The organism is Marinobacter sp. UBA2498, from assembly GCF_002341575.1.
GTDB lineage: Bacteria > Pseudomonadota > Gammaproteobacteria > Pseudomonadales > Oleiphilaceae > Marinobacter > Marinobacter manganoxydans.
This window is the reverse complement of record NZ_DDOI01000076.1, coordinates 17197-17407: the sequence shown is the minus strand read 5'-3', so window position 1 is coordinate 17407 and position 211 is coordinate 17197. Positions and strand designations below refer to the sequence as shown.

Annotated in this window: 1 protein-coding gene; it reads left to right on the top strand. The window is 65.4% G+C overall.

Translation table 11 applies throughout. The features are described 5' to 3' along the window. The coding region (locus B2W52_RS10530; protein ID WP_286802929.1) for a hypothetical protein at positions 1-211 on the top strand (211 nt) is incomplete at both ends.

Sequence of the window (211 nt, the reverse complement as noted above, 5' to 3'; positions counted from 1 at the left end):
CCGAACGGGCCGGTCGGAAATACCGGATCCGCCTGGCAGCGCCGACCGGCAAGGCGGCCGCCCGACTGAACGAATCCATCGGCGGTGCGGTGAGCCGGTTACCCCTTGCCGAACTGCCGGGAAACGTCGATCTGAGTGATATCCCCACCAGGGTCACTACCCTGCACCGGTTACTGGGCAGCCGGCCGGATACCCGCAAATTCCGCCATAA